This window comes from Chryseobacterium sp. SIMBA_028, from assembly GCF_046535285.1.
In the GTDB taxonomy this organism is placed as follows: Bacteria; Bacteroidota; Bacteroidia; order Flavobacteriales; family Weeksellaceae; genus Chryseobacterium.
Genome location: NZ_JAWRWZ010000177.1, coordinates 1 through 279, shown reverse-complemented (window position 1 = coordinate 279; position 279 = coordinate 1). Strand labels below are relative to the sequence as shown.

At 42.7% G+C, this 279-nt stretch carries 1 pseudogene; it reads left to right on the top strand.

Annotated features, from left to right (window positions below):
- Nucleotides 1-279 (top strand): annotated as a pseudogene (locus SCA31_RS23045) (phosphoenolpyruvate carboxylase); the annotation flags it as partial.

The window sequence follows — 279 nt, the reverse complement described above, 5'->3', positions numbered from 1 at the left end:
ATATAGAAAGACAGGTCGTACTGTTCGACAGTATTGAAGATGCTGCATTTCCGAGCCTTCATTCCGAAAGCGACAGTGGTACGGTAACTAATCTTTTTGAACGTTCACTTCTGGATCACAAGCTTGAAAAAGTTCGTGAGAAACTTAAAGATTTCACGGTAAAAGTTGTGTTTACGGCTCACCCGACACAGTTTTATCCAAGCTCTGTACAGCGGATTATTCAGGACCTGAGAACAGCGATCGCTACAGACTCTGTTACCAATATCGATATGCTTCTGC